The sequence below is a fragment of the Rathayibacter sp. AY2B7 genome, from assembly GCF_002931635.1.
Taxonomy (GTDB): Bacteria; Actinomycetota; Actinomycetes; order Actinomycetales; family Microbacteriaceae; genus Rathayibacter.
Genome location: NZ_PSUC01000007.1, coordinates 1 through 22,305 on the forward strand (window position 1 = coordinate 1; position 22,305 = coordinate 22,305).

Below are 22,305 nucleotides of genomic sequence, written 5' to 3' on the forward strand. Positions count from 1 at the left end.
CAGGTGGCGCTCGTCGCAGCGCTCGCGCGGGCGGGCCTCGGCTACTCCGCCGACACTCCGCTCGCCGCTCTCGCCCTGGTGCTCGGGCTGTGCACGGCCGCCGTGCTGTGGTGGCGGTTCCTCGGCGCCGGCCCCGTCGAGCGGCTCACGGCGCGGCTCACCGGGCTCGTGCCGCGCTGAGCCGCCGGCGGCCCGGCTGGGCCCGCGGCGAGGACCTGAAATCCGCTGCGAGAACCTGAGCCCGCTGCGAGAACCTGAGCCCGCTGCGGCCCGCGGCGAGCTCGCCTGAGCTCGCAAGGTCCGCGGCGACCCCGGCTGATCCGCCGACACCCGGCGGCCCGCACACGAGCGCAGGCCGCCGGGCGTCCCCTCCCTCAGCGCGCGAGCGCCGACGCCTCCTTCGCGAGGGCCGGGCCGTGCGCCGCGAGCACCAGGTCGCGCACCGCGGTGGCCGGGAGCGACGCGGCTCCGGCCGGCAGCAGGTCCGCGTCCGAGGCCAGCACGAGCGGAGTGTCCGCCGACGAGGACGGCAGCCTCCCGTGCGTGCCGCGCACGAGCGACGCGTCCAGCGGCACCAGGTTCATCGCGTAGCGCAGCCCCAGCGCCTTCTTGGCGAGGTTGCCCGCCGCCTTCGCCTTCACCAGCGGGTCGGCCGGATCGAAGAAGAGCTCGGCCGGGTCGTAGCCGGGCTTGCGGTGGATGTCGACGCCGCGGGCGAAGTCGGGCGCGCGGTCGTCGTCGAGCCAGTAGTAGTAGGTGAACCACGCCCCCGGCCGGGCGACCACGACGAACTCGCCCGAGCGCTCGTGGTCGAGGCCGTAGCGGGCCTGCGCCTCCCGGTCGAGCACCTCGTCGACGCCGTCGAGCCCCTCGAGGATCGAGCGCACCCGCGGCAGGTCCGCCGCGTCCTGCACGTAGACGTGCGCGACCTGGTGGTCGGCGACGGCGAACGCGCGCGACGTCCACGGGTCCAGCTGCTCGCGGCCGTCCTGCACGTAGACCTCGAGCAGGCCCTCGCGGCGGAGCGCCCGGTTCACGTCGACCGGGGTGTCGGCGTCGGCGATCCCGTACTCGGCGACCACGATCACCGAGGCGCCCAGCGCCTCCGCGTCGTCGAGCAGCGGAGCGAGCACCACGTCGAGCTCCGACGCGGCCCGGCGCGCCTCGGGCGAGTCCGGTCCGAAGCGCTGGAGGTCGTAGTCGAGGTGCGGCAGGTACGCCGTGGTCAGCTCGGGCGGTCCGGACCCGTCTCCGGCCAGCACGTGCCGGGTCGCGTCGACCATCCACTGGGTCGAGCGGAGCGACGCGGTCGGCCCCCAGTACTGGAACAGCGGGAAGGCGCCGAAGCGCGAGACCAGCTCGTCGTGCAGCGCCGGCGGGCGCACGTAGGCGTCCGGCGACTTGCGGCCGTCGGCGTGGTAGATCGGGCGCGGAGTGACGGTGACGTCGGTCGACGCCCCCATCGCGTACCACCAGCCGATGTTGGCCGCGCGGTACGGCTCGCCGCTCAGCCGGCGCGCGGTCTCCCAGACCTTCTCCCCCGTGACCAGGCGGTTGTGCTGGCGCCACAGGTGCACCTCGCCGAGGTCGCGGAAGTACCAGCCGTTGCCGACGATCCCGTGCTGCGCGGGCATCGAGCCGGTGAGCATGGTCGACTGCACGCTGCAGGTGACCGCGGGCAGGACCGTGTCCAGCGGCAGGCGCCCGCCCCCGCGGGCCAGCCGCGAGAGGCGGGGCATGTCGGCGAGCGCCGTCGAGGTCAGCCCGACCACGTCGAGCAGCAGCACGGGCCTCACAGCGCCGCCGCCTGCGGGAGGAGGGGCGCCAGCAGCGCCTCTCGGGAGGCGGGCGTGAGCAGGTGCGCGGCCGCCCAGGCGAGCTCGGCGCCGATGCCCGTCGAGAGGTCGCTCGGGGCGTCGGCGAGCACCGACCAGGTGTAGGTCTCGACGTCGAGGTGGATCTCGTCGTACGGCCAGGCGGCGTCGACCGCCGAGACCGCCTCCGCCAGGACGGCCGTGGTGGCCGAGAGCGGCGCCTCCGGCCGGTGGTGCAGCGGCACGTGGAAGTGCACGCGCCACGGGCCGGTGCCGGGGAGCGTGTCCAGCGCCTCGGGCAGATCGTCCACGCGGAGCACTCCGTCGATCCCGTTCTCGCGGGTCTGGTGCAGGTAGCGCTTCTCGACGAACGGGGTGAGCGCGGCGCGGCCCGAGGGGTCCTCCAGGTGGAGCGCGGCCGAGGCCTGCACCTTGACCACGCGCAGGCCCGCGTCGCGGATGCGGCGGACGGCCGAGACCGGGTCGGCGAAGGAGACGGCGAGGTGGCAGGTGTCGAGGCACACGCCCACGTACGCCGGGTCGACCACTCCGATGCGCGGGTGCAGCCAGTCGACGACGTCGTCCACGGTGTCGAGGATGCAGCCGGGCTCGGGCTCGATCGCCAGGCGGATCGCGTGGCCGGTGGAGCGGCGCAGGTCGCGCAGCTCCTCGACGAGCCGGGCGAGGTTGCGGCAGGCGGCCTCGTCCTGCTCCCGTCCCCAGCCCTCGCGCCAGCCCAGAGGCAGCGTCGAGATGCTGCCGTCGGCGCCGGCGGGCAGCAGGTCGGCCAGGATCCGCGCGCAGTCGATCGTGTACTGCAGGCGCTCCGGCGTGGTCCAGTCGGGGCGGTAGACGTCGAGCTTCACGACCTCGGCGTGGAACGCGGCGTACGGGAAGGCGTTGAGCGTGCGCACCTCCAGGCCGTTGCGCTGCAGGGCCGCGCGGAGGACGGCGCGGTCCTCGGCGCTGGCGACCAGGCGGGCCGCGAGGTCGCGCGGGATCCACAGGCCGACTCCGACCAGTGCGAGCCCGGCGGCCACGCGCGCGGGTCCGGCGTAGACGTCGAGCTGGCGGACGACTCCGGCCAGGTCCTCGGCGGGATGGACGTTGGTGCAGTAGGAGAGGTGCATCACACGACCTCCGCCACGCGCGGCGCGCCCCGGAGCACGGAGTTGCCCTCGAAGGTGCGGCCGGCCGACTCCTGCACGTCGAAGCCCGCGACGGGCGAGAGGTCCAGGCGTCCGCTCTGCCCGTAGAACTCGACCGGGTTCTGCCAGAGCAGCCGGTCCACGTCGCCCGCGCTGAAGCCGGCGACGAGGAGGAGGCGGCCGGTCTTCGCGGTCGTGAGCGGGTCGGAGCGGCCCCAGTCGGCGGCGGAGTTGACCAGCACGCGGTCCAGCCCGATCCGCTCGACCAGCGTCACCAGGCGCGTCTCGTCCATCTTCGTGTCGGGGTAGATGGAGAATCCCATCCAGCAGCCGGAGTCGCGGACCGCGTCGACGGTGACCTCGTTGAGGTGGTCGACGAGGACCCGCCCGGGCTCGAGCCCCGAGTCGGCGACGACCTCGAGGGTGCGGCGGGTGCCCGACTCCTTGTCGCGGTGCGGGGTGTGCACCATCGCGGGGAGGCCGTGCTCGCCGGCGAGCTCGAGCTGCTGGCGGAAGACCTGGTCCTCCTCGGGGGTGAGCGAGTCGTAGCCGGTCTCGCCGACCGCGACGACGCCGTCCTTGGCGAGGTAGCGGTCGAGCTCGGGCAGGACGGCCCGGCAGCGCGGGTCGTTCGCCTCCTTCGGGTTGAGCCCGATGGTGCAGTGGTGGCGGATGCCGAACTGCGCGGCGCGGAAGCGCTCCCAGCCGATCAGGGCGTCGAAGTAGTCCGTGAACGAGCCGACGTTCGTGCGCGGCTGGCCGAGCCAGAAGGAGGGTTCGACGACCGCGCGGACGCCGGCGTCGAACATCGCCTGGTAGTCGTCGGTGGTGCGGGAGGTCATGTGGATGTGCGGGTCGAAGATGCGCATCGTCGCGCCTTTCTCATCGGTGGTGGTGCCCCGCGGTCGGGGCGGCGTTCGGGGGCGGTCAGCTCGGCAGGAGCACCGCCAGATCGTCCGGGAGCGGGCGCCCGGCCGCGCGGCGCTCGTCCGCGAAGCGGCCGGCCATCGCGCGCAGCTCGGCGTCGCTGCGCTCCTCCAGCCCGGCGACCGCCGCGAGCGGGACGCCGAGGAAGACGAGCTTGAGCACCCCGTGCCGCCAGGCGTGCGCGTCGAGGTGGCGGCGGGCGAAGGAGCCCATCGCCGCGGCGACGAGCCGGGTGTCGTTGGCGCGCAGGGCGTCGGCGGTCAGCTCGAGGCCGGCGAGGGTCGTCGCCGGTCCCGGGTCGCCGAGGGCGTTCAGCCCGGCCAGCACTCCGCGGCGCTCGGCGCCGTCCCCGCCGCGGTAGAGGCGGAGGAGGAGAGCGGCCAGGTCGTCGTCGCCGAGCGCCTGCGCGGCGGCCTGCACCAGGGCGGCGCGGGCCGCGTCGTCGTGCGTGCCGTGGACGAGGCCGTGCGGGTCCTCGGCGGGCCGGAGCGGCTCGCGTCCGGCCTCGCGGCCCGCGGCGGGGAAGAAGCGCTCGATCCGCGACGGGCGCTCGAGGACGGCGGAACGGGCAGCCGCGGTCCACGGGTGCTCGGCGTGCGAGGAGGCGCCGCCGAGCGCCTCCTCCATCGCCGCGAGGCTCGCCACGGCCAGGCGGGGCGCGTCGTGCGAGTGCCGGGGCAGCTCGACGGCGGCGATCCCGCGGTAGCCGATCTCGGCGAGGGTCGCGAAGGCGGCCGCGAGGTCGAGCGATCCGGTGCCGAGCTCGAGGTGCTCGTGCCGCTCCGGGAGCATGTCGTCGACTTGCACGTTCAGCAGCAGGTCCCCGGCGCTGCGGAGGGCTCCGACCACGCCGTCCGGCTCCACCACGACGCAGTGGCCGAGGTCGACCGTCAGACCGACCGACTCCGGGTCGCCGAGCTCGCGGCGCAGCAGCAGCGCGTCGGCCACCGTCTCCACCAGCATCCCCGGCTCGGGCTCGACGGCCAGCCGCACGCCGTGGCGCTCGGCCGTCGCGACGACGCCGCGCATCCGCTCGACGAGCAGCCGCCAGGCCGCGGCCGCATCGGCGCCCGCCGGCACGACCCCCGACCAGAGGGAGACGGCGTCGGCGCCCAGCAGCGCGGCGATCTCGATCGCGCGCTCGAGGAAGCGGACCCGGGGGCCGGCCTCCTCGTCGACCAGCGTGGGGCGGTGCTTCGCGAACGGGTCGAGCAGGTACCGCGCGCCCGTCTCGACGACCACGCGCAGGCCCAGCTCGTCGAGCCGCGACCGGACCGCCAGCGTCCGCTCGCGCCAGTCGGCCGCGAAGGGATCGAGGTGCGGGTGCCCGACGGTGAGCGCGACGGCGCGGTACCCCGCGGCGTGGATCACCGTGAGCGCGTCGTCGAGGGTGTGGTCGGCGAAGCCGTTGGTGCCGTAGCCGAGGACGGGTCCGGTGGCGCTCATGTGATGTCCGCCGTCCGCGGGCGGCGGAGCAGGAGGGAGCCGAGCGCGTCGAGCGCGAGCAGCGCCGCCCCCAGCTCGGGACGCTTCAGGCCGGCGAGCGCGGCCTGCAGCGGGATCATCCCGGTGATGCCCGCGCGGGTCGCCGTCCGCGCGGCCGCGGCCGTCGGCGTCCGCACGGCCTGCAGCTGCGCGGTGAGCACGAGCAGGAGCCAGCGCCCGAGGCCCGCGGCGGCGACCGCGGCGGGGGCGGCCCGGCGCTCGGCCAGAGCGCCGGCCGCGGTGGACAGCGCGATCGCCGCGGTGCCGGCCGAGACCGCTCCCGCCGCGACCGGAGTGGTCCCGTGCACCTCGCCGCGCGAGAGCACGGTGACGCCGAGCGTGTGCGCGGCCACGGCGGCGGAGGCGGGGGCCGCCGCGCGCACGCCGTCGACGCCCGCGCCGAGCAGCACGTCGAGACCGCGGCAGGCCGCCATCACGACCGGGCCCAGCGGAGTCGGCTTCGCGAGCAGGTCGTACGACCAGATCCCGGCCGCGAGCGGCAGCGAGAGCGCGAGCGAGCGCCGCCCGTCCACGACGGCCGCCACGGCGATCCCCGCCGCGGTCAGCGCGGCCGCCGTGCCCAGCGCCGCCGAGCGCCGGATGCGCCCCGAGGGGATCGGCCGCTCCGGCCGCTCCCGGGCGTCGAGCTCGGCGTCCGCGTAGTCGTTGAGCGCCATGCCCGCCGAGTAGAGCAGCGCGGAGGACAGCGGGAGCGCGACCGTGCGCGCTCCCACTCCGCGGCCCGCCCACGCTCCGCCCGCGACGGTGTCGCCGATCACGGTCAGCGCGGCCTTCGCGCGGACGAGCTCGAGGTAGTCGCGCAGCTCAGCCATCGCTCCGCGTCCCGCTCGTCACCGGGGTGCGGCGCTCGGCGACGAGCGCGCCGGTGCGGGCGGACCAGGCCACCAGCTCCGCGGTCTGCTCGGCGAAGCCGTGCACGTCGCTGCCCCACGGGTCCTTGAAGAAGAAGCCGAGCTCGCCGACCGGGCCCGAGACGCCGGCCTCGTCCGCGAGCGCCAGCAGGCGGGCGAGGTCGAGGATCAGCGGCGCCGCGAGGGCCGAGTCGTACGCCGACCAGATCGTCTGCACCGTGATCCGCGAGCCGAGGAAGCCCTCCGCGTGCACGTGGTCCCAGGCGGTCTTGACGTCGCCGAGGTCCGGGACGTTGTCGATGTGGAGTGGAGTGACGACGTCGTCGCCGAGGAGGCTGCGGAGTCCGCGGTTCTTCGAGACGAGCTTCGAGCGCACCGCCTCCGGGTCGGCGAGGGTCTGCCCGTCGCCGCCGCCGAGGAGGTTCGCCCCCGCCCAGGAGAGCACGCGCATCCCGCGCGCCGTGAACATCGGCGCGAGCACGCTGCGGAGCAGGGTCTCCCCCGTCTTGCCGTCCTGGCCGGCGATCGGGATCCCGGCCTCGGCGGCCCACTCCTCCAGGGCCGGCAGAGCCAGCGCGGTCGACGGAGTGAAGCAGGCGTAGGCCGCGCCCGCGACGACGGCCGAGAGGGCGGCGATCGAGCTCGGCGGCAGGAGGCGCTCGCCCGGACGCGCCAGGGCGGCGCGCAGAGCGGCGAGGTCGTGGAACTCGGGACGGTCGACCGGCAGCACCTCGGTCGAGGCGACGTCGATCACGACGACCCGGGCGAGGCCGTGGCGCTCGCGGAAGGCGACGATGTCGGCGGCCCGGCGGTCGATCTCCTCCTGCTGCGACGCGGCGTCGGAGGGGGCGAGGCGGATCTCGGCGTCGGTCGCGTCGATCCGGTCGGCCACCTCGGCGACGACCGAGGTCGGGAACATGCCGCCGGCCGCGAGGCCCGTGGCCTTCTCGAGCAGCGGAGTCGGCGAGACGTCGTGGCCGCCGATGACGATGTCGGCGAACCCGGCGAGCGGGACGTCCTCGAAGGCGGGGGTCGCGGTGGCGCACCCCGAGCTGGGCGCGGCTCCGGCGGCGATGGCGTGCAGGCCCACGGCGGCCGTGGTGGCGACGCTGCCCCGGGCCCCGATCAGCCAGAGGCCGATGGGCCCGCTCGATCGGGGGGCGCCTGTGGTGGTGGTGTCGGACGAGGTCATCGTTCTCTCCTGTCTGGAAGGGCTGGCTGAGCGGCGATCGTCGGGGCGCACCCGGGCGATCGGAGTGGGGAGGGGCCGCGGCGGGGCGCGCGACGCGCCTCCGCCTGGCCGTGTCGCGCACGACCCGCACGGGGGGCCCGCTGAGATTGCGCGACCGTGCGACGCCTGGTTTCCTCAGGTGTGCTGTCCCCCGAACCCGTCCTCCGGGCCGAGAGAAGGAGCTGAGCGTGGCCGAGCGCGCGGGTACCGCGACCGGCGACATGCTGAGGCTGTTCGCCGACGGTCGGCCGCGCACCCGCGCCGAGCTGGTCGAGGAGACGGGCCTCGCGCGGACCGCGGTGATGACGCGCCTGGAGCAGTTCTTCGAGCTCGGACTGATCGCGCACCTCGACCGCGCTCCGTCGACCGGCGGCCGTCCGTCCGCGCGTCTCGTCTTCGACCCGGCCGTCCGCTCGCTCCTGGCCATCGACCTGGGCGCGGCGCACTCGACCATCGCGCTGACCGACTTCGACGGCCGCATCATCGCCGAGCGCCGCGAGGAGCTCGACATCGCGCAGGGCCCCGTGGCGGTGCTCGGACACGCGCTCGACGTCTGCGACGGGATCCTCGCCGCGGCCGGCGTCGACCGCTCCGCCCTCGCGGGCATCGGGGTCGGCGTGCCCGGCCCGGTGGAGCACGCGAGCGGCCGCCCGGTGCGCCCGCCGATCATGCCCGGCTGGGACGGCTTCGACATCCCCGCCTTCGTGCGCCGGCGCTACGACACCACGGTGCTCGTCGACAACGACGTGAACCTGCTGGCGCTCGGCGAGCGGGCCTCGCGCTTCCCGCACGCCCTCGACCTGATGTTCGTGAAGGTCGGCACCGGCATCGGCGCGGGCATCGTCTCGTCCGGGCTGCTCCAGCGCGGAGCCCTCGGCTCCGCCGGTGATCTCGGCCACGTCCAGGTGCCGCGCACGGCCCCGGCCGCGGCGGGCGGTCAGGAGGGGGACCTCGAGGCGGTCGCGGGCGGCTCCGCTCTGGCCGCCGGGCTCGCCCGGGCGGGCCGCGACGTGCAGTCGGTGCGCGAGCTGATCGACCTGCTGAAGGCGCGCGATCCCGAAGCCGTCGAGGCGGCGCGGATCGCGGGACTCCAGCTCGGCGAGGTGCTGGCCACCTGCGTGAGCCTGCTGAACCCCTCCGTCATCGTGCTGGGCGGCGCGGTCGCCCTCGCCAGCCCGGAGATCCTGACGGCCGTGCGCTCGGTGATCGACGAGCGCTCTCTCCCCCTCGCGACGCAGCGGCTCGACGTCGTGACCGCCGAGCTGGGCGGCAGCGGGGGCGTGCGCGGTGCCGCGCTGATGCTGCGCGGGCACCTGCTCAGCCCCGCCGTGGTGGACGGCTTCCTCGAGCAGCTGCGCGCCGAGGGGCGGGCGGTCCGCTAGAGCGGCGGCCGCGCGCCCGGAGGCGGCGGGCCGCGCCGGCGCGATCCCCCGCGGACCGCGTCGGCCGCACCCGGTCAGGAGCGGACCTCCGCGCGGTCGGCGTCCTCCGGCTGGGCGCCGAGAGCGGCGGCGACGGCGGCGTCGATGCGCGCCTGCTCCCCCGCGGCCCGGCGGCGGCGGCGGACGACGGTCAGCACGATGAGCCCGATGAGCAGGGCGAGGAGGAGCACGGCGCTCCACGGCACGGCCGCGGCCGAGGTCTCGGCGGTGGCGACCGGCACGTCGGGGACGACGACGGCGGAGTCGGCCTGTGAGGCCTGGTCGGCGGTGACGACGGTGCCCGAGAGCGCGGCGCGGGCGGTCGCGACGAAGAGCGGCCAGACTCCGGCGACGGTCACGGTGCGCGAGACGGAGGTTCCGGGGAGGAGCTCGGGCAGCGGCTCCGGGTCGGTCGCGGACACCGGCGCGAGGCCGAAGAGGCCGGCGACGCTGATCTCGGCGCCCGGCGCGATGCGGGTGTTGCCCGCGTTGGTCACGGTGTAGTCGACGGTCGCGGAGCCGGGGGCGAAGGGGTTCCAGCCGCCCTCGTACGAGACGGCGAGGCCGTCGATCGACAGGCGCGGGGCGAGCTCGCCGCCGACGCGGAGGTACATGCGCGAGCCCAGGCGCCGGTCGACCGAGACTCCGGTCTCGCCCTGCACCAGGATCGAGGAGACGACGCCCGCGGCGTAGTCGCCCGGGGTCACGTCGTCGGGGACGACGACCTCGAACGGGACCTGCACGCTCTCGCCGGCAGGCACGGTGACCTCGGGCTCGGGGAACGCGATCCAGCTGCCGAGCTGCGTCGAGGGCTCCGCGGCGGGGAGCAGGTCGAGCTGGCCGGCCTCGGTGATGAAGCCGTCGGAGCCGTAGACGCGGAACGTCTGCTCCTCGTCGTCGTAGTTGGAGACGATCAGGGCGTCGCTGAGGCGTCCGCCGGGATCGAGGGCGTAGGCGTAGTTCGGCCGCTCGCTGCCCTGCTCGGTGTCGGCGGGGCGCACCCCCCAGGTGACCGGCGTGGAGGCGGGGTCCGCCTCCTGGGCACCCGCCTGAGCCGAGAGGCCGCCGGCTACGAGGAGCGTCATCAGCAGCAGGGCGGCGGTGGTGCGGGACGTGCGTGGCATGAGCGACATCGATCAGGCTTCCGTTGCAAGGGGGGATGCCTCCCCGCGGGACGCCGCTCCGGTGCGCGGCACGCCGAGCGGGGCGTACCGGAGTGGCGTCCCGCGGGGAGACGGGGGGAGGGTGGGGCGGCCCGGAGGCCGCCCCACCGGTGCTAGCCGAGCGCGGTGAGCGTCAGCGTCGCGGTGTAGGTGCCGGTTCCGACCGAGAGCGGGAGCTTCAGGTCGAGGTCGGCGCCCAGGACCGAGGATCCGGTCGGGTGCTGCGCCGCGGCGGAGCCGAGGACGCGGGGCGTGGCGAGGCCGTTGCCCGAGTCGAACCCGGAGGGGACGGCAGCGCCGGCGACGGCACCGCCCGTGTTCTCCAGGACCTCGGGGGTCCAGCCGAGGTGCTTGCCCGAGAACGTCTTCTCGCCGGAGCGGAAGTCGCTCAGCTGGCCGGTGACCGACCAGGCCGGGCCGTTGAGGCGGGTGTCGGTCACGCGGACCGGCACGAGCTCACCGGAGGCGGCGAAGTGGTCGCCCTGCTCCTCGGCGACGCCGAGGTTCACCAGGTTGCTGGTGCCCTCGAGCGTCCAGGTCAGCTCGCCCTTGTTGGCCTCGGGGACGATGACGGCCACGGCCTGGTCGCCGGCCGCCGCAGCGCCCGCCGCCGTTCCCGTGAAGGTGCCGTCGACTCCGGCGGCGGTGTTGCCCGCGCCGAAGTTGACTGCCGGCGCGTTGTCGGTGAGCGCGATGCGCCCGCCGACCGTCGAGCCCGCGAGCTGGACGTTGCCGGAGTTGCCCGAGAGCGTGAGGTTCCCGCCCACCGTGTTGCCGAGGGCCGAGGCCGAGCCGTCCTCGTTCGCGCCCAGGAGGACGCCGCGCGAGGAGCCGGTGACGGCGAGCGAGCCGCCGACGATGGCGCCCTGCACGTTCACGCCGAAGTCGCTGCCGGCGAAGGTGGCGTCGCCGCCGACGCTGGTGCGATCGACGTCGACGTAGTTCGCCGCGTCGGTGCTGACCGAGCCGTCGACCGAGAGGTCGCTGAACTCGACGTCGATCCCGCCGGCCTCGACCATGCCGCCGACCGTGAGGTCGCGCAGGTAGAGGAAGCCGCTGCGGCTGCCGTCCGAGAACGACACGACGTCTCCGCCGACGCTGGTGCCGTCGATCGAGATGCCGTACGCGTCGGTGCCGATGACGTCGCCGCCGATGGTCGCCGAGGTGGCGTCCAGCCAGGCGTCGTCGCCGACGATGACGTTGCCGGTGACGGTCACGTTGCCGAGCACGCAGGTCTGGCCCGCGCCGACGTTGAGGTCTCCGGTGATCGTCTGGTTCCCGAGCTCGGTGGTGCAGTCCGTCGTCGCCGCGAAGGCGGACGGTGCGGCGACCATCGCGAGGGAGGCGGCCGCGAGGACCGCCGTGGGCGTCTTCCACTTCATGGGGGTTCTCCTCGGTGCGCTCGTGCGCGTCGTGCTGGTGGTGGTGCTGTCGGTGCGGCGCGCGCGGCGCGGGGTGCGCTCAGCCACGGAGCGCAGCGATCGCGGAGTAGCTGCGGGAAGCGGCCTCGAGGGAGTTCCCCGTGCTCGGCGGCGTCGCCAGCGTGGGAGCGGTGTCCTGCTCCCAGACGCCGAAGCGCTGGCCGCGGTCGCGCAGCTCCGAGAGGAACGCCTGGTAGGGCAGGTTGCCCGCGCCGAACTCGACGATGTCGTAGCCGTTGGTGTTGGCGTTGTTCGTCTTGCCGTCCTTGAGGTGCAGGATCGGGTAGCGGCGCGGGTTGCGCTTGATGTAGTCGAGCGGCTCGAAGCCCGGGTAGAGCTTCTTGCCGACGTACGCCCAGTAGACGTCCATCTCGAGGTACACGTGACGCGGGTCGGTGTTGTCGTAGAAGAGGTCGTACAGGCGGGTCTTGGGGTCGTCCGTGGCGAACCCGAACTCACCGGCGTGGTTGTGCTGGTAGAGCTTCATGCCCGCGGCCGAGACCTGCTGGCCCCACTTGTTCCACTCCTCCGCCGCGGCGAGGTAGCCCGCCTTGGTGTTGACGTTGGTGGGCGCGTTGCCGGTGCCGAGGTGCGGCGTGCCGAGGATCTGCGCGATCTCGATCTGCTTGCCCAGCTCCGAGCGGAGGAGGTTGGTGCCGACGTGCGAGCCGACGGCGCGGAGGCCGTTGTCGTCGAGCAGCTGGCGGATCTGCTGCGGCGTGATCGCTCCGACGTTGCCCTGGGTGTACCCGGCGAACTCGATCTCGCTGTAGCCGATGCGGCCGAGCTCCTCGAAGACGGCCCGGAAGCCGAGCGACGAGACCTTGTCGCGGACGCTGTAGAGCTGGATGCCGATGCGGTTGATCGGGACCAGGCGCGTGGATCCGGACGAGGGCGCGGGGGCGGCCGTGGCGGGCGCCGCGAGGGCTCCCGCTCCGACGCCGACCGCGACGGTCGATGCGGCCAGGGCCGTCATCAGCGAGCGCCGGCTCATCGGCTTGGCCGTGATGGATGCGTGGTGGTGGTGCATCATTTCTCCTTCGAAATGGCAGATGGTGCAGGGGGTGGGGGGGCCGGCCGGCCCGGTCGAGCCGGCCGGCCCCTGCGCGGGGGCTACTGCTGGACGGTGAGGTTCAGCAGCGCCGACGCGGCGTTGGTGTCCGCCGTGGCGGTGTGGGTGACGGTCAGCTTGTAGCTGCCCGCCGCGAGCTTCGGGAGCGTCACCACGACGTGCCCGTTCTCGTCGAGGGTCCCGGTGAGCATCGCGACGGTGGAGAGGTTCCTCTTCACCATCACGCTCACCTGACCGGTGCCGGCGACACCCGTCGAGGACTTCGCGTCGACCGTGACCTGCGCGCTGGCGCCCGGCTTGACCGGGTTGGGCGAGACGGTCGCGGTGAGCTCCGAGGCGGCCTTCGAGACGATCAGGCGGGCGGTGCCCTCCGAGGCCTTGAAGGTGGCGTCCGAGCCGTACGCCGCACGGAGGGTGTGGGTGCCGGCGCCGAGGGTCTTCGGCAGGGCGAAGGTCGCCTTGCCGTCCTTCAGCGTCGCGCGGCCCAGCTCGGTGGCGCCCTCGTAGAGGACGACCTCTCCGCCGGGGTTCCCACCCTGACCGGTGACCGTGACGGTCGCCTCGCCGGGTGCCCCGAAGGTCACGCGGGGAGCCGAGAGCGCCACGGTGGTGGTCGACGCGGCGGTCGGGGCGTTCGCCGCGGCCAGGTCGATCGTGAACTTCACCGTGCCGACCGCCGAGACGTTGCCGCCGGTGTCGGTGGCGCGGTACTGGATCGTCCGGGCGCCGTTCGTGGTGAACGGGACCGTGTACGCGCCGTTGACGGCGCGGACCGTGGTCCACGTCGTGCCGTTGTCGGCGGAGTACTGGACGGTGGAGATCGCTCCGTTGTCCGTGGCGGTGAGGCCGAGGGTCACGGGCTTGTTGTAGACGCCGCCGACGCCCGCAGGCGCTGCCGGGTCGAGGGTCGCCGCGACGGTCGGAGCCGTCTTGTCACCGGCGCCGACACCCTGGAAGGTGAGGGAGTCGAGCGACAGGCCGCTGGGCGAGGTCACGTAGAGCGAGCCGGTGCCGCGGGGGACGTTGGTGCCGAAGGGGACGAGGACGTCCTTCCAGCCGGCTCCCGCGGGGATGGTCGCCGTTCCGAAGGGCGCTGCGTCGGCAGCGTTCCAGCGGAGGTCGACGGTGCCCTCACCGGTGGCGCGGACCACGACGCCGGTCAGGTTGGCGAAGTTCACCGGGTCCCAGCGCAGGAAGGATCCCGCACCGAGTCCGCTGACGGCGTTGCCGCCGCTGGCGGTGGTGTCCGCGTAGGGCAGGACGCCCTCACGGGCGGCGTGCTCCGCCTCCTGCGTCTTCGGGTTCAGCCGCAGCGTCGCCTCGGCCGCAGCCGGGGGCAGGCCGTTGAAGCCGCCGTCCGTGTAGGTCACGACGACGGTGCCGTACAGCAGCGCGCCGGGGCCGTGCTCGGGCGAGTCCTTGGACGTCGGGAACGCTCCCTTGGCACCGGTGCCGGTGACCTCGGGGTGGGCGTGCTCGTCGTGGCCGAGGCCGTAGGTCCAGCCCACGCGGCTGCTGACGATCTGGTCGCCGTCCTCAGCGTCCTTGCCGGTCACCTGGTAGGGGATCGCGTCGCCCCAGTTGAAGAACGAGCCGTTGCCGGGCGTCTGGATCTGGATCTGCGGCGCCTGGTTGCCGACCGAGATGACCCGCGAGGTCAGGCTGAACTTGCCCTTGGCGTCGGTGACGCGCAGACGGGCCGTGAACTGTCCGAGCTCGGTGTAGGTCTTCTTGACGGTCACTCCGGTGGCGTCGAAGGTGCCGTCGCCGTCGAAGTCCCAGTCGTAGGTGAGCGCGTCGCCCTCGGGGTCGGTCGATCCCTTGGCGTCGAACGTGACCTCGAGCGGGGTCTGCGAGGCGGACAGGGGGGTCGCGGTGAAGCGGGCCTGCGGCGCCTTGTTGCCCTCGGCGTAGTCGATCCGGTACAGGCCCGCGTCGGGGTTGGCGCGGAAGAATCCGTCGCCGTACTCGATCACGTACATCGACCCGTCGGGGCCGAACTCCATGTCCATCGGGTTGTCGTGGATCGGCTGCGCGGCCTGGCTGAGCGCCGCGTTGGGGAGGAAGTCCTCGATGTGCGTGACCGCGCGGTCCTCATCGAGCGTGAACGCCGCGATGTAGTCCTGCGAGAACTCGCCGAAGAAGGTCTTCTTGTCCCAGTACTCCGGGAACTTCGACGTCGAGGTGTTCTCCGCGTCGAAGTGGTACACCGGTCCGCCCATGGGGCCCTGGCCGTTGCTGGTTCCGAAGTTGACGAGCTCGTCGAACGGCTGGTCGCCGGGGTTGTCGCCGTAGTAGACGGTCGCCGCCTTGGCGTCCGGGATGTCGACGAGGCCGGTGTTCCAGCGCGAGTTGTTCTTCAGGTTCTCCGGGTCGAAGAAGCCGCGGGGCGTCGACGTCTCGAAGTTCCACTCGTTGTACGGCGCGTTGGGTCCGTGGACGTAGGGCCAGCCGGAGTTGTGCGGCTCGTCCAGTCCGGTCGCGTTCCACTCGACGAGGCCCATCGGGCCGCGGACGCCGTCGGCCGCAGCGGCCTTCGTGGCGTCGGGGCCGTAGTCGCCCCAGGAGAGGGTGTTCGTCTCGGCGTCGACGTCGATCTTGAACGGGTTGCGGACGCCCATCACGAAGATCTCGGGGCGGGTCTTCTCGGTTCCCACCGGGAAGAGGTTGCCCTCGGGGATCGTGTACGAGCCGTCCTCCTGCACGGTGATCCGGAGGATCTTGCCGCGGAGGTCGTTCGTGTTGCCGGCGCCGCGACGCGAGTCGAAGCCCGGGTTCATGCGGGGCGCGTCGTTGTTCGGCGCGAAGCCCGCGGCACCCGGAGCGCTCGCCGGCGTGTTGTCGCCGGTGGAGAGGTACAGGTTGCCGTCGGCGTCCCAGTCGAAGTCGGCACCCACGTGGCAGCACTGCCCGCGCTGGGTCTCGATGTCGATGATCTTCTGCTCGCTCGCGAGGTCGAGGCCCGAGCCGGTCCACTTGAACCGGGAGAGGCGGTTGATGCCCTTCCACTGGTCCCAGTAGCTGTCGGTCGCGCCCTCGGGCAGCATGTTCGGAGCCGCGCCGGTCGGGGTGTTCCCGGGGGGCGCGTAGACGAGGTAGACCCACTTGTTCTCGGCGAAGTCGGGGTCGATGCCGACGGACTGCAGTCCGTCCTCCGAGTTCTGGTACACGGGGATCGTGTTGACGACACGGGTGGTGCCGGTCTTGGGGTCGGTGTGGCGGATCTCGCCGTTCCGAGCGGTGTGGAGGACCGACTTGTCCGGGAGGACGGCCAGGTCGAGGGGCTCGCCGACGTTCTTCGTCAGCAGGACCTTCTCGTAGTTGCTCCAGTCGAGAGCGGATGCTCCGCCCTCGGAACCGTGGTCCACTCCGTCGTGGGCCGAGGCGGGCAGGCCGAGGGCGGTGAGTCCGGAGACCGTCACCATCCCGGCGATGCCGAGTGCGAGAAGACGCCTGATGCTTCTTCTCGAGGATCGCTTACCATTCATGCGTGATGTGATTCCTTCAATGAGGTGTTCATCGCAGAGGCCGGGTCCGTCGCTGTCCGCACGACTGAGCGGATCCGGTCTCCTCCTGTCCGGCCCTGGGGCCGGTGTCTTGCACTCCTCCTCCTCTCGCGGATGCCGGTGGCGCTGCGCTGCGGGTCGTCAGTGATCCCGGGGCGGCGCCGAGGTGGGGGCCGGCGCGGGATGGTTCCCGCGCCGACCCGGGCTGGTGGGGCCGATCAGGACTCGAAGGCCGAGGGCAGGTACTCGGAGACGTTGTCCTTGGTGACGACCGGCGCGAAGAGCTGGATCTGGCGCGGGACGCCGAGCGAGCTGGTGTCGGCCATCGACTTGTTCTGCTCGACGAGGCGGGCGAGCTTGATGCCGTCCGCGGCCTGGGTCGAGGGGTAGACGACCGTGGCCTTGACGACGGAGTCGTCGGCCTCGATCGCGCGCATCACGTTGGCCGAGCCGGCGCCGCCGACGAAGAGGAACTCGTCCCGTCCGGCGGTGTCGATCGCCGCGAGGACGCCGACGCCCTGGTCGTCGTCGTGGTTCCAGATGGCGTCGATCTTCGGCGCGGCCTGGAGGAGGTTGGCGGCGGCCTGCTCTCCGCCCTGGACGGTGAAGTCGGCGGCGACGCGGTTGTCCACGTCGAGTCCGCAGCCCTCGAGCGCGTCCGAGAAGCCCTGGCTGCGCTCCTGGGTCAGCGGGAGGGAGTCGATGCCGGCGATCTCGGCGACGACGGCGTCGGGGTTGTCGCCGAGCTCCTCGCAGATGTAGGTGCCGGCGCTGACGCCCATGCCGTAGTTGTCGCCGAGGATGGTCGATCGGGCGGCGAAGGGGCTGGAGAACTCGCGGTCCACGTTGATGACGGTGATGCCCGCCTCCATCGCCTGGGTGGCGACCTGCGTGAGCGCCGCTCCGTCGATCGGCAGGAGCACGATCGCGTCGACGCCGTCGTTGATGAAGGTCTCGACCTGGCTGATCTGGAGGTTGACGTCGTTGGTGCCCTCCGCGGTGCGGAGCTCCACGTCGTCGTACTTCTCGGCCTCGGCGATGGCGGCGCGGCTGACCGCGCCCATCCAGCCGTGGTCGGCGGCGGGAGCGGTGAAGCCGATGACGACGTTGTCGCCGGAGGCGTCGTTGTCCGAGGCGGCCACGGCGGCGGCGGTCCCGCCGGAGGCGGCGTTGCCGGTCTCGACCGGGGCGTTCGAGATGCAGCCGGTGAGCATCAGCGCGACGGCGCCGAAGGCGACGCCGGCCGAGCCGAGTCGGGCGGTGCGGGAGAGGCGGCTGCGGGTGAAGGGGCGTGCGGGCATGGAAGTGATCTCCTTCGATCGATCCGAGGGGTCCGAGGGCACACGTGTCCTCGGAGAGGTGACCTGAGTGGTCGGGTGGGTGCTGTGTGCGGGAGGAGCGGGGCCGGAGCCCCGGGGTCAGGATTTCCGGCCGCGGGCGGCGAACCGCTGCTGCAGCAGGACGGCGGCGACGATGATCGCGCCCTTCGCGACGGCCTGTGTCGAGGTCGACATGTTGTTCTGGGTGAACACGTTGGTCAGGGTCGTGAAGATGAGGACGCCGAACACGGTGCCGACGATGGTGCCGCGGCCGCCGGCCAGCAGCGTGCCTCCGACCACGACCGCCGCGATGGCGTCGAGCTCGTAGAGGAGGCCGTTGGTGGAGCTGCCGGCGGTGGTGCGGGCGAGCATCATGACGGCGGCGATGCCGGCGGTGAGCCCGGCGAGGCCGTAGACGTACATGGTGTGACGGCGGACCTTGATGCCGGCGAGGCGGGCCGCCTCCGGGTTGCCGCCGACCGCGATGGTGCGGCGTCCGAAGGTGGTGCGGTTGAGCAGGATCCAGCCGGCGACGGCGACGACCACGAAGATCAGCACGAGCACCGGGATGCCGAGCACGTCGGCGCGGAAGAAGTCGAGGAACGGCGTGACCGTGACGACCTGCGTCTGGCGGTTCGAGATCAGCTCGGCGAAGCCGCGGGCGGCGACCAGCATCGCCAGGGTCGCCATGAAGGCGACGACCCGGCCGTAGGCGATCAGCGCGCCGTTGATCAGGCCGCAGACGAGGCCGACGACGACCGCGGTGAGCACGATCACCAGCCAGGAGGTGTTGGCCGCGTAGTACTGGGTCGAGACCGTGCTCGCCCAGACCGTCGCGAGCCCCATCACGGAGCCGACCGAGAGGTCGATGCCGCCGGAGGTGATCACGAAGGTCATCCCGATGCTCAGCACGCCGATGACGGCGGCGAGGCGGAGGATCGTGAGCACGTTGTCGACGCTGGCGAAGCGCTCCCCCGCGGTCGCGAATCCGACGATGCAGAGGATCACCAGCGCGAGCAGCAGCCCCACGTTGCGGCCGAGGGAGCCCTGCATGAGGCGGGCCGTCCCGGAGCGGGAGTCCTTGGTCGGGGCGCCGCCGGAGGAGCCTCCGGTCGCGGCCGACGCGTGACGGGCGGCGTCCTCCTGCGGACCGCCGATCGACGGCGACGCGGTGTCGAGCTGTCCGCTCACGCTGCACTTCCTTCCATGACGAGATCGAGCACGCGGTGCTCGTCGATCGAATCGGCCGGGCCCTCGTGGACCACGGCGCCGTCGGAGATCACGAGCACTCGGTCGGAGAGTCCGAGGACCTCGCCGATCTCGCTGGAGACCACGAGCACGGCGGCGCCGTTGGTCGCGAGGTCCCTGATCAGGGTGTAGATCTCGGCCCGCGCGCCGACGTCGACCCCGCGGGTCGGCTCGTCGAGCAGCAGGACACGGCAGCCGCGCACGAGCCAGCGGGCGAGGAGCGCCTTCTGCTGGTTGCCTCCGGAGAGGGTGCGGGCGTCGCGGTCGACCCCGGAGGGCCGCAGGTCGAGGGAGACCGCCTGCTCGGCCGCCGCCGCGCGCTCGGAGCGCTCGTCGAGGAAGCCGCGCTTGGCGAAGCGGTCGAAGGTCGAGAGGGTGATGTTGCGGTAGACCGGCTCGTCCAGGAGCAGGCCCTGGCTCTTGCGCTCCTCCGGGCAGAGGCCGATGCCGGCGTCGACCGCCGAGGTGACGGAGCCGGCGCGCAGGCGCTTGCCCGCCACGCTGACCGTCCCGGTGGTGGCGCGGCGCGCCCCGTAGATGGTCTCGAGGATCTCGGAGCGGCCGGAGCCGACCAGCCCCGCGAGGCCGACGACCTCGCCGGCGCGGATCTCGAGGGAGACGTCCGAGAAGGAGCCCTGCAGGCCCAGCTTCTCGACCTTCAGCAGCGTCTCGGCCTCGACGTCGAGCTCCTGGCGGTCCGGGAAGACGTACTCGACGGCGCGGCCGGTCATCAGGGTGATGAGCTTCGAGGTGGGGGTGTCGGCGACCGCGAGGTTCTGCGCGACGGTCGCGCCGTCCTTGATCACGGTGATCCGGTCGCCGATGGCGCGGATCTCGTCGAGGCGGTGCGAGATGTAGACGATGGCGACGCCGGAGGCGGTGAGCTGGCGCACCACGTGGAAGAGGTTCTCCACCTCCTCGGAGTCGAGCACCGCGGAGGGCTCGTCCATGATGATGACCCGCGCGTCGTGCGAGAGGGCGCGGGCCATCTGCACGATCTGCTTGCCGGCGGCGGAGAGCGTGCCGACCTCGCGGTTCGGCGAGATCTCGGAGTGGCCGAGGCGCTCCATCAGCTCGCGGGTGATCCTCGTGGCCTTCGCCCGGGCGGTGAAGCCGCCGCGGGAGAGCTCGTGGCCGAGGAAGATGTTCTCGGCGACGGAGAGGCCGTCGACGACGTCGAGCTCCTGGTACATCGTCGCGATGCCCAGGGCGAGGGCCGCCGTCGGGGACGGGATCGTGACGACGTTCCCGTCGACGAGGATCTCGCCCTCGGTGGGCTGGTGGGCCCCGGCGAGGGTCTTGATGAGGGTGGACTTGCCGGCGCCGTTCTGGCCGAGGAGGCAGTGCACCTCACCGGGTCGGACATCGAGGTCGACGCCGTCGAGAGCACGGGCGCCGGGGAAGACCTTCACGATGCCGCGCATCTGCAGAAGCAGCTGCTGAGACTCGTCGGAGGTGCGGGGAAGAGGCTGTGCAGCAGTGCTGCGGGGGTCTGCGGTGACCATGCGGATGAAGCTACTTCCACTTACGTCGCGGGTCAAGCAAAAGTTCTGAACCGATTCGAAGGCGGTTCGAGTGATCGCCCAGTCGCCCGGAAGGCTTCCTGCTACCGCGTCAGGGCTGGGATCCGCGGGATTACGCGACATCTGACGGCGGCGGTTGAGACATTCCGTCCGTGATAGAGCGCTCTCCGAACCCTATGAACGCGCTCATGTCCGTGCAGCCCGGGCGCGTCGCCCCGGAGGCGGCCTCGCCGAGCGCGGTAGCGCCCGCGCCCCGACCCGTGGCAGGGTCGTACGGCCGACGAAAGGACGACGATGTCGAACGACCGAGCCCTGCGCGTCGCGATGGTGGGGACCGCCTTCATGGGCCGCACCCACTCGCACGCTTGGCGCACCGCCTCCCGCTTCTTCCCCCTCCCCCTCCGCCCCGAGCTCGCCGTGCTCGTGGGGAGCAACCCCGACTCGACCGCGGAGCGCGCCGAGCGGCTGGGCTGGAGCGAGGCCTCCACCGACTGGCGGGCCGTCATCGCCCGCGACGACATCGACCTCGTCGACATCTGCACCCCGGGCGACACCCACGCCGAGATCGCCATCGCGGCCCTCGAGGCCGGCAAGCACGTGCTGTGCGAGAAGCCCCTGGCCAACTCCGTCGAGGAGGCGGAGCGGATGGTCGCCGCGGCCGCCGCCTCCGGGAAGGTGGCGATGTGCGGCTTCAGCTACCGCCGCACCCCGGCCCTCGCCCTCGCGAAGCGCTTCATCGAGGAGGGCCGCCTCGGCGACATCCGGCACGTGCGCGCCCAGTACCTGCAGGACTGGCTGTCCGACTCCGAGGCGCCGCTGACCTGGCGCCTGCAGAAGGAGCGCGCCGGCTCGGGCGCCCTCGGTGACATCGGCGCGCACAGCATCGACACCGCCCAGTGGCTGACCGGCCGAGGCATCACCTCGGTCTCGGCGACGCTGCGCACCTTCACCACCGAGCGCCCCGTGCTCAGCGAGCAGGTCGGCCTCGGCGGCCGCGCAGGTGCCGACGCCCCGCGCGGCGCCGTGACCGTCGACGACGCCGCGGCCTTCACCGCCTCCTTCGAGGGCGGCGCCCTGGGCGTCTTCGAGGCGACCCGCGTCGCGACCGGCCGCCGCAACGCCAACCGGATCGAGGTGAACGGCGAGCTCGGCTCGATCGCGTTCGACTTCGAGCGGATGAACGAGCTCGAGTACTACGACGCCCGCGACCCCGAGGAGGCGCAGGGCTTCCGGCGCATCCAGGTCACCGAGCCGGCGCACCCGTACATGTCCGCCTGGTGGCCGACCGGGCACGGCATCGGCTACGAGCACCTCTTCACGCACCAGGTCGTCGACCTCGTCGAGGCGATCGCCGGCGGCACGGCGGTCACGCCCACCTTCGCCGACGCCCTCGACGTGCAGCGAGTCCTCGACGCGGTGGCCACCAGCGCCGGCGCGTCGTCCGTCTCCACGCCGGTCGCCCGCTGACCCGCCCGTCCCCTCCCCGCGAGATGCCGCTCCGGTACGCCTCCCCTGCGTGTCGCGTACCCGAGCGGCCTCTCGCGAAGGGGGACGGAGGGCTGGTGCGGGACGCGTTCGGCGCCGTGCGCCGATCCTGCGCCATAATGCGCCTATGAGCAAGAAGATTGACGCCGCGCATCGCGCGCTGGTAGACGCCCTCGACAAGCACGCCCGACTCGTCTCGGACAAGGAGTCGAAGCCGCGGAAGGTCGAACGGGCGGGAGCCGAGCTCCGCGCCGCGACGAAGGCGTACGCCGCGCTCGTGTCCGCGCGCACCGGCGCCGCGAGCCCCTTCGCCGACCTGGCCGACCCCCGCCTGGACAAGCCGACCATCGCGTCGCTCCGGGCCGAGCGCGACGCGATCGCGAAGCGGATCGCCAAGCACGAGGCGTCGGCGGGCGAGGACGGCGCGCTCGCGAGCTGAGCGCCCGGCGCGGCGCGGTCAGGCGCTGAGCTGCAGCCCCAGCGGTCTCGAGAGCTCGTGCGCGCGGCACGACGCGATCCCGCGATGAGCGGCCGCCACGGCGCGCTCAGGCGGTGAGCGCGCGCCTCCGCTGCCTCCGAGTCGCCGTGTTACGCGCGGGTTCCGCGCGGGTCCGACCGCCTTCGTAAGGTGATCCCCGGGATCCGCGCAGTCGCGGCGCCGAGCGACCGG

17 protein-coding genes are annotated in these 22,305 nt (G+C 73.2%); 4 read left to right on the top strand and 13 right to left on the bottom strand.

What is annotated here, in order from left to right:
• Positions 1 to 180: hypothetical protein (locus C5C27_RS17845; protein ID WP_219813124.1), on the top strand; the 180-nt coding region annotated here is incomplete at its 5' end.
• A gap of 194 nt (positions 181 to 374) precedes the next feature.
• On the opposite strand, the gene C5C27_RS02495 is transcribed toward C5C27_RS17845, so the two are convergent.
• The 6 genes from C5C27_RS02495 to C5C27_RS02520 are packed head-to-tail and all read right to left on the bottom strand — an operon-like array spanning position 375 to position 7,438.
• Complete coding sequence (locus C5C27_RS02495; RefSeq protein ID WP_104237951.1) at positions 375 to 1,796, bottom strand: alkaline phosphatase family protein; 1,422 nt, start codon at positions 1,794 to 1,796, stop codon at positions 375 to 377.
• Positions 1,793 to 2,944, bottom strand: a complete 1,152-nt coding sequence (gene eboE, locus C5C27_RS02500) for a metabolite traffic protein EboE (protein WP_104222467.1) — start codon at positions 2,942 to 2,944, stop codon at positions 1,793 to 1,795. The genes C5C27_RS02495 and eboE overlap by 4 nt, the downstream gene beginning before the upstream one ends.
• Positions 2,944 to 3,831, bottom strand: coding sequence for a TatD family hydrolase (locus C5C27_RS02505; protein ID WP_104222466.1), 888 nt, complete (start codon positions 3,829 to 3,831; stop codon positions 2,944 to 2,946). The genes eboE and C5C27_RS02505 overlap by 1 nt, the downstream gene beginning before the upstream one ends.
• Before the next feature lie 58 nt (positions 3,832 to 3,889).
• Entirely contained in the window at positions 3,890 to 5,335 is a 1,446-nt protein-coding gene (locus tag C5C27_RS18470) for an EboA domain-containing protein (protein WP_104313525.1), read from the bottom strand.
• Entirely contained in the window at positions 5,332 to 6,207 is an 876-nt protein-coding gene (locus C5C27_RS02515; RefSeq protein WP_219813125.1) for an SCO3242 family prenyltransferase, read from the bottom strand. The genes C5C27_RS18470 and C5C27_RS02515 overlap by 4 nt, the downstream gene beginning before the upstream one ends.
• Entirely contained in the window at positions 6,200 to 7,438 is a 1,239-nt protein-coding gene (locus C5C27_RS02520) for an inositol-3-phosphate synthase (protein ID WP_104313527.1), read from the bottom strand. Before C5C27_RS02520 ends, C5C27_RS02515 begins: the two co-directional genes overlap by 8 nt.
• Before the next feature lie 227 nt (positions 7,439 to 7,665).
• Here C5C27_RS02520 and C5C27_RS02525 point away from each other — a divergent pair, with 227 nt between their 5' ends.
• Complete coding sequence (locus C5C27_RS02525) at positions 7,666 to 8,859, top strand: ROK family protein (RefSeq protein WP_244229502.1); 1,194 nt, start codon at positions 7,666 to 7,668, stop codon at positions 8,857 to 8,859.
• A 74-nt stretch (positions 8,860 to 8,933) separates the two neighbouring features.
• Here the strand turns inward: C5C27_RS02525 and C5C27_RS02530 are convergent, their stop codons facing one another.
• The 7 genes from C5C27_RS02530 to C5C27_RS02565 all read right to left on the bottom strand — a co-directional run bounded on the left by C5C27_RS02530 (position 8,934) and on the right by C5C27_RS02565 (position 20,051).
• The gene (locus C5C27_RS02530; protein WP_146079590.1) at positions 8,934 to 10,022 is read right to left on the bottom strand and encodes a hypothetical protein; all 1,089 of its coding nucleotides are present in this window, start codon (positions 10,020 to 10,022) and stop codon (positions 8,934 to 8,936) included.
• 152 nt (positions 10,023 to 10,174) lie between these two features.
• Positions 10,175 to 11,443: a hypothetical protein gene (locus C5C27_RS02535; RefSeq protein ID WP_104313530.1), complete on the bottom strand. Its 1,269-nt coding sequence runs from the start codon at positions 11,441 to 11,443 to the stop codon at positions 10,175 to 10,177.
• A gap of 79 nt (positions 11,444 to 11,522) precedes the next feature.
• Complete coding sequence (locus C5C27_RS02540; protein WP_219813126.1) at positions 11,523 to 12,512, bottom strand: sugar phosphate isomerase/epimerase; 990 nt, start codon at positions 12,510 to 12,512, stop codon at positions 11,523 to 11,525.
• A gap of 83 nt (positions 12,513 to 12,595) precedes the next feature.
• Positions 12,596 to 16,042: a PQQ-dependent sugar dehydrogenase gene (locus tag C5C27_RS02545; RefSeq protein WP_181134785.1), complete on the bottom strand. Its 3,447-nt coding sequence runs from the start codon at positions 16,040 to 16,042 to the stop codon at positions 12,596 to 12,598.
• 236 nt (positions 16,043 to 16,278) lie between these two features.
• Positions 16,279 to 17,361 (bottom strand): substrate-binding domain-containing protein, encoded by a 1,083-nt coding sequence (locus tag C5C27_RS02550; protein ID WP_104222461.1) that lies wholly within the window; start codon positions 17,359 to 17,361, stop codon positions 16,279 to 16,281.
• 117 nt (positions 17,362 to 17,478) lie between these two features.
• On the bottom strand, positions 17,479 to 18,432 hold the full coding sequence (locus tag C5C27_RS02555) for an ABC transporter permease (protein ID WP_068256795.1): 954 nt from the start codon (positions 18,430 to 18,432) through the stop codon (positions 17,479 to 17,481).
• A 134-nt stretch (positions 18,433 to 18,566) separates the two neighbouring features.
• A complete protein-coding gene (locus tag C5C27_RS02565) occupies positions 18,567 to 20,051 on the bottom strand; it encodes a sugar ABC transporter ATP-binding protein (RefSeq protein WP_219812427.1) in 1,485 nt (494 codons plus the stop codon).
• Positions 20,052 to 20,444: 393 nt separating this feature from the next.
• Between C5C27_RS02565 and C5C27_RS02570 the strand changes: the two genes are divergently transcribed.
• Both C5C27_RS02570 and C5C27_RS02575 read left to right on the top strand, forming a co-directional pair.
• Complete coding sequence (locus tag C5C27_RS02570; protein ID WP_104233530.1) at positions 20,445 to 21,617, top strand: Gfo/Idh/MocA family protein; 1,173 nt, start codon at positions 20,445 to 20,447, stop codon at positions 21,615 to 21,617.
• Positions 21,618 to 21,762: 145 nt separating this feature from the next.
• The gene (locus C5C27_RS02575; RefSeq protein ID WP_104233529.1) at positions 21,763 to 22,074 is read left to right on the top strand and encodes a hypothetical protein; all 312 of its coding nucleotides are present in this window, start codon (positions 21,763 to 21,765) and stop codon (positions 22,072 to 22,074) included.
• Positions 22,075 to 22,305 lie beyond the last annotated feature (231 nt).